Consider the following 5,966-nt stretch of genomic DNA (forward strand, 5'->3'; position numbering starts at 1 on the left):
CAGGCTGGCAAACCGTTTGCCTCGGTGCTCAGTCTTCGAGCAGCGAGCGCAGCATCCACGCGGCCTGTTCGTGAACCGTCAGGCGCTGCGTCAACAGGTCGGCGGTCGGTTCGTCGGAGGCCTTGTCCACCAGCGGGAACAGCCCGCGTGCGGTGCGCGCCACGGCTTCGTGGCCCTGCACCAGGATGCGCACCATCTCCATCGCCTTGGGCGGATCGCCCGGCACATCGGGCAGCGAGCTCAGCTTGCCGAATTGCGCGTAGGAACCCTGGGCGGGAAAGCCAAGTGCGCGGATGCGCTCGGCCACCGGGTCGACCGCGTTCCAGAGTTCGGTGTACTGCACCATGAACATCGCGTGCAGCGTATTGAACATCGGCCCGGTGGCGTTCCAGTGGAAGTTGTGGGTGGTCAGGTAGAGCGTGTAGGTGTCGGCGAGCAGCGCGTTCAGGCCCTTGGCGATGGCGGCGCGGTCCTTCTCGGCGATGCCGATGTTCACGGGTGTCGAAGCAGTGCGGTTCTTGGCCATGAGAGAGCTCCTTCGTGGGTGGGTTGATCGAGGCTTTGGACGCTGGGCGGCCCTCACGGGGGGCAGCGCCGCAGGTGCGTGCGGGTCGTCATCTCAGCCCATCAGCGCCGGCATCAGTTGGGTGAGCGCCTGTTTGCGAGCCATGGCGCTGCCGAGCAAGGCGAAGCCGCGCAACTGGTTGTCGGCGGCGACGAAGCGGGCTTCGCAGCCGTCGTCGGTGGAGTCGACTTGCCAGTGGCCCTGTGCATCCGGCGGCGGCGGGCACACCACGGTCGGGCAGGCGGGCGTCTTCACCACCACCGGCATGGCGGGGTAGACGACAGGCGTGAGCGTGCCGGTCAAGGTGGCCGCCAGCGCGCGGGCTTGCTGCATGATCGGCATCACGTAGGGCAGCAGATGGCCCTGCACCTCGGCGCAGTCGCCCAACGCATACACATGCGCTCGTAGATCGACATGCACATGCGCTTGCGACGTGGCCAGCATCCGGTCGACCACCACACCACGCTGCACTGCCAGGCCGGCGGCTCGAGCCAAGGCCACGCGCGGACGCAGGCCGATGGCCGACAGCACGACATCCGCCTCGACGGCGCTGCCGTCGCTCAAGCTCACACGCAGGCCGCCCGCAACGCGTTCGACGCGACTAGCGCTAAGGCCGAGCCTGAACTGCACGCCAGCCGCCGCGAGCCGCTCTTGCAGCAGGCCACTCGCTTGCGGCGGCAGCAAGCGCGACAGCACGCGATCGGCAAGGTCAACAAGGGTCGGCGTCACGCCGCGCGACAGCAGGTCGTTGGCAAATTCGCAGCCGATCAGCCCGGCGCCCAGGATCGCCACGCGCTGCTTGCCGTGCAGCTGCTCGGCAAAGCGCGTGTAGTCGTCGAGGTCGTTGACCGAGAGCACCGCGTCGGCAGCGTCGCCCTCGAGTGGCACGCGGATCGGGTCGGCGCCAAGCGCCAGCACCAGATCGCGGTACACGAGCGTCTCGCCGCCCTCGAATTCAACCAGGCGCGCCGCCGTGTCGATGCGGCGCACGCTCACACCGGCCCGCACCGTGGCACCGAGATCGGCCGCCATCTTCTCGGCCGCCTTCATCACCAGCGTGGCGGGCGTCTTGTTGCCCGCCAGCGCGTTGGACAGCATCGGCTTGGAGTAGAAGCCGGCGTGGTCCCTGCTCACCACCACCAGCGGCGTGGTCTTGTCGAGCTTGCGCAACTCGCGAGCCACGGTATAGCCCGCGAGTCCGCTGCCAATGATGACGACCGGCTCACTCATGCCGCGCTCAGATTTCGACCATCTCGAAGTCGGACTTGGCCACGCCGCATTCAGGGCACTCCCAGTCCGCGGGGATGTCGTTCCACCGGGTGCCGGCCTTGATGCCGTCGTCGGGCATGCCCACGGCTTCGTCGTAGATGAAGCCGCAGACGACGCATTGATAGGTTTTCATGATTCAGTGTTCTTTCGTGCGTTGATCAGGCGGCCAGCTTGTCGAGCGTGGCCTGGTAATGGTTGGCGTGGCGTTGCTCGACCTTGGCCAATGCCGCAAAGCGCTTGGCGGCCTTCTCCAGCACCGCCTTGAACATCTCGGCATGTTCTCTGGATTCTGCGATCTGTTCGTCGATCTCTTTCACCGCCGCGGTGTTGCCTTCGGCGACCGCCGCATTGCGAAAGCTCGGGTACATCTCGGTGTATTCATAGGTTTCGCCTTCGATGGCGAACTGCAGCGCCTTGGCCGGCGTCATGTTGGCTTTGGGGAACAGCAGGTCGGCATGGCCGAAGGCATGCAGGATTTCTTGCTCGGCGGTGTCTTCAAACACCTTTGCGGTGGCTTCATCGCCCATCGCGCGGCAAAGCTTGGCGAAGTAGCGGTACTTGGTGTGCGCCATCGATTCGCCGGCAAAGGCCGACTCGAGGTTCTTGATGGTCGCGGACTCGGGATTGTGGAAGGAGCTGGACATGGTTTTCGCTTCAATCAAGTTGCAATGAGCGCTATCGTAAGTGCCTTACTGATAGCAACAAAGTCAATTGCTCGGATTGAAGCGATAGCCCCAGACAAAATGCCCCGCGGCGCCTATCAGGCATCGCGGGGCACGAATGGGACGTTGCAGCGGTGAGCGGTATTGAATCCGCTTAGGCGCTCGATAGGGCCGGGATTTCCCTAGCCCGTCAGGCGCGCCACACCGGCCAGCGGGCAGGCGTAGATGGCATTGCGAAGCGCCGCGATGGCCTCGTAGCGCGTGAAGCTGCGGCGCCACGCGAGCACCACACGGCGCGTGGGCACCGGGTCGGCGAACGGCACGTACTTCATGTGTTGCTGCTGCCCGCTGGCCACCGACAACTGCGGCACCACCGTGATGCCCACGCCCGAGGCCACCATGTACTTGATGGTCTCCAGCGACGAGCCCTCGAAGCTCTTGCGGATGCCCTCGGCGTTGCTCGCGAAGCGCGCGTACTCGGGGCAGACCTCGAGCACGTGGTCGCGAAAGCAGTGGCCGGTGCCCAGCAAGAGCATGGTTTCCTTCTTCAGCTCCTCGGACGGGATGCTGCTGCGCTTGGCCAGCGCGTGACCTTCGGGCAGCGCCACCACGAAGGGCTCGTCATAGAGCGGTGCCACGGCCAGGCCGGTGTCCGGGAAGGGCTCGGCGAGGATCGCCGCGTCGAGCTCGCCGGTGCGCAGCATGTCGAGCAGCTTGGCGGTGAAGTTCTCCTGCAGCATGAGCGGCATCTGCGGAAAGAGCTTGATCGCCTGCTTGACCAGGTCGGGCAGCAGATAGGGCCCGATCGTGTAGATGACGCCCAGCCGCAGCGGCCCGGCCAGCGGGTCCTTGCCGCGCTTGGCGGTCTCCTTGATGCCCGCCGCCTGCTCGATCACGGCCTGCGCCTGGCGCACGATCTCCTCGCCCAGCGGCGTGACCGAGACATCGTTGCTGCCGCGCTCGAAGATCTTCAGGTCGAGCTCGTCCTCGAGCTTCTTCACGGCCACGCTGAGCGTGGGCTGCGAGACGAAGCAGGCCTCGGCCGCGCGGCCGAAATGCCGTTCGCGGGCGACGGCGACGATGTAGCGCAGTTCGGTCAGGGTCATGGCATGCCGGCAGGGGTCAGAGGAGCATTTTGCGGGGTTTCAGGTGGCTTGGCGGCGCGCGGGCGCAGGGAACGCCGAGCGGCTACGCCTTCAGGTATTCGGCCTTGGTGCCCAGCCAGCGCTCGACCTGCGCGGCGGCGGCGCGCGGCTCACGCTCCAGCAAGGGCGGCGCCAGGCGCCGGGCCTCGGCCAGCAGGGCGGCGTCGTCGGTCAGGTCGGCAAAGCGCAACAGCGCGGCACCGCTCTGGCGCGCGCCCATGAATTCACCCGGGCCGCGGATGTCGAGGTCGCGGCGCGCGATCTCGAAGCCGTCGTTCGTCTCGACCATGGCCTTCAGGCGTGCCTTGCCGGCGTCGGACAGCGGCGCGGCATAAAGCAGCACGCACACGCTGGCCACCGCGCCGCGACCGACCCGCCCGCGCAACTGGTGCAGCTGCGACAGCCCGAAGCGCTCGGCATGCTCGACCACCATCAGGCTGGCGTTGGGCACGTCGACGCCGACCTCGATCACGGTGGTGCTCACCAGCACCGCGATACCGCCGGCAGTGAACAGCGCCATTACCGCCGCCTTCTCGGCCGCCGGCATGCGCCCGTGCAAGAGGCCCACCGCGACGCCGGGCAGGCTCTGGCCGAGCCTGGTGTGCGTCTCGGTCGCGTTCTTCAGGTCGAGCGTCTCCGACTCCTCGATCAGCGGGCACACCCAATACACCTGCCGCCCCTTGGCCACCTCGCCCTGCACCCGTTCGACGACGGCGTCGCGCTTGCTATCGGCGAACAGCTTGGTGAGCACCGGCGTGCGCCCGGGCGGCAGCTCGTCGATGGTGCTGACCGCCAGGTCGGCGAAGTAGCTCATCGCCAGGGTGCGCGGTATCGGCGTGGCGCTCATCATCAGGAGATGGGGTTCGAGCGGCGCGCGCGCGCAGTCCGCGTGATCCGGTCTGACGTGCGCCGTGGTGCTCGCTGGGCTGTCGCCCGACTCCTGCGCGGCGGCGAGCCCGGCTTGGCCCGCCAGTTTGCGCCGCAAGGCCAGCCGCTGCGCAACGCCAAAGCGGTGCTGCTCGTCGACGATGGCCAGGCCCAGCCGCGCGAACAGCACGTCGTCCTGAATCACCGCGTGCGTGCCGACCACCAGCCCGGCGGCGCCCGAGGCCACCCGCTCGAGCATCTGCGTGCGCGCCTTGCCCTTGCGGCTGCCGGTGAGCCACGCGACCTGCACGCCCAGCGGCTCGAGCCAGCCGATGAGCTTGTGGAAATGCTGCTCGGCCAGGATCTCGGTGGGCGCCATCAGGGCGCACTGCCAGCCGGCGTCGATGGCCAAGGTGGCGGCCAGCGCCGCGACCACCGTCTTGCCCGAGCCGACGTCGCCCTGCAGCAGGCGGTGCATCGGCTGCGGCGTGGCCAGGTCGTGCGCGATCTCGGCGCCGACCCGGCGCTGCGCGCTCGTCAGCGCGAACGGCAAGGTGGCCAGGAGCTGCGCGTGGACGCCGCCGTCGGCGCGCTCGCGCAAGGCCGGTGCGACCAGCGCCGCACGTTCGCGCCGCGCCATCGCCTGCGAGAGTTGCTGCGCCAGCAACTCGTCGAACTTGAGCCGCTGCCAGGCCGGGTGGCTGCGGTCCTCCAAGGTCGCCGGGCTCACGTCGGGCAGAGGCTGGTGCAGGAACAGGAGCGCCTGGCGCAGCAAGGGCAGACCGTGCGGTACCACGCCCTCGGGCAACAGCTCACCGAGCGGCGCTCGCGCCAGCGCCGCCGCCACCACCTTGCGCAAATAGGCCTGCGGCAGCTGCACGCTGGTCGGGTAGACGGGTGTGAGCGAGGCCGGCAGCGGCGTGTCGGCGTCCACCGCCTTGACGGCAGGGTGGACCATCTCGCGCCCCAGGAAGCCGCCGCGCAGTTCGCCGCGTACGCGCAGGCGCTTGCCGACGGCCAAGGCCTTTTGCTGCGAGGCATAGAAGTTGAGGAAGCGCAGCACCAGCTCGCCGCTGCCGTCGCCCAAGGTCACCACGAGCTGGCGCCGCGACCGCTGCTCGACGCGGCAGTCGCTGACGACGCCTTCGACCTGCACCGGCTGCCCCTCGCGCGCGTCGGCAATGCGCACGATGCGCGTCTCGTCCTCGTAGCGCAGCGGCAGGTGCAGTGCGAGGTCGATGTCGCGCACGAGGCCGAGCTTTTGGAGGGCGCGCTGGGGGCCTGACAGCACGCGTGGCGCGGCAGAAGGCGCGGTCGCGGGGGGCTCGGTCACCTCGGGCATGGAACAATTCTGCCTTCATGCCTCGCTGCCACACGCTTGCGGACTTCGACTTCGCGCTCCCGCCCGAGCTGATCGCCCAGCATCCGCAACATGAGCGCAGCGCGTCGCGCTTGCTT

At 68.2% G+C, this 5,966-nt stretch carries 7 protein-coding genes; 1 reads left to right on the forward strand and 6 read right to left on the reverse strand.

Annotation, left to right across the window (positions count from 1 at the left end):
• Positions 1 to 28 precede the first annotated feature (28 nt).
• From RMO12_RS03775 to recG, 6 genes are all read right to left on the reverse strand, one after another.
• Positions 29 to 526: a Dps family protein gene (locus tag RMO12_RS03775; RefSeq protein ID WP_309638256.1), complete on the reverse strand. Its 498-nt coding sequence runs from the start codon at positions 524 to 526 to the stop codon at positions 29 to 31.
• Positions 527 to 619: 93 nt separating this feature from the next.
• The gene (locus RMO12_RS03780) at positions 620 to 1,795 is read right to left on the reverse strand and encodes an FAD-dependent oxidoreductase (protein ID WP_309638257.1); all 1,176 of its coding nucleotides are present in this window, start codon (positions 1,793 to 1,795) and stop codon (positions 620 to 622) included.
• Positions 1,796 to 1,802: 7 nt separating this feature from the next.
• Positions 1,803 to 1,967 carry a rubredoxin gene (locus RMO12_RS03785; RefSeq protein WP_309625379.1) on the reverse strand — a complete coding sequence of 55 codons (165 nt, stop codon included), beginning with the start codon at positions 1,965 to 1,967 and terminating at the stop codon, positions 1,803 to 1,805.
• Positions 1,968 to 1,992: 25 nt separating this feature from the next.
• Entirely contained in the window at positions 1,993 to 2,478 is a 486-nt protein-coding gene (locus tag RMO12_RS03790; protein ID WP_309638258.1) for a rubrerythrin family protein, read from the reverse strand.
• A 200-nt stretch (positions 2,479 to 2,678) separates the two neighbouring features.
• Positions 2,679 to 3,602, reverse strand: a complete 924-nt coding sequence (locus RMO12_RS03795) for a LysR substrate-binding domain-containing protein (protein WP_309625381.1) — start codon at positions 3,600 to 3,602, stop codon at positions 2,679 to 2,681.
• 82 nt (positions 3,603 to 3,684) lie between these two features.
• On the reverse strand, positions 3,685 to 5,850 hold the full coding sequence (recG, locus tag RMO12_RS03800; protein WP_309638259.1) for an ATP-dependent DNA helicase RecG: 2,166 nt from the start codon (positions 5,848 to 5,850) through the stop codon (positions 3,685 to 3,687).
• Here recG and RMO12_RS15925 point away from each other — a divergent pair.
• Positions 5,802 to 5,966 (forward strand): S-adenosylmethionine:tRNA ribosyltransferase-isomerase (locus RMO12_RS15925; protein ID WP_405029613.1); only part of this gene is annotated, 165 nt, incomplete at its 3' end. The genes recG and RMO12_RS15925 overlap by 49 nt on opposite strands.

Origin of the sequence: Methylibium sp. (genome assembly GCF_031393925.1) — a bacterium.
Lineage (GTDB): Bacteria > Pseudomonadota > Gammaproteobacteria > Burkholderiales > Burkholderiaceae_C > Methylibium.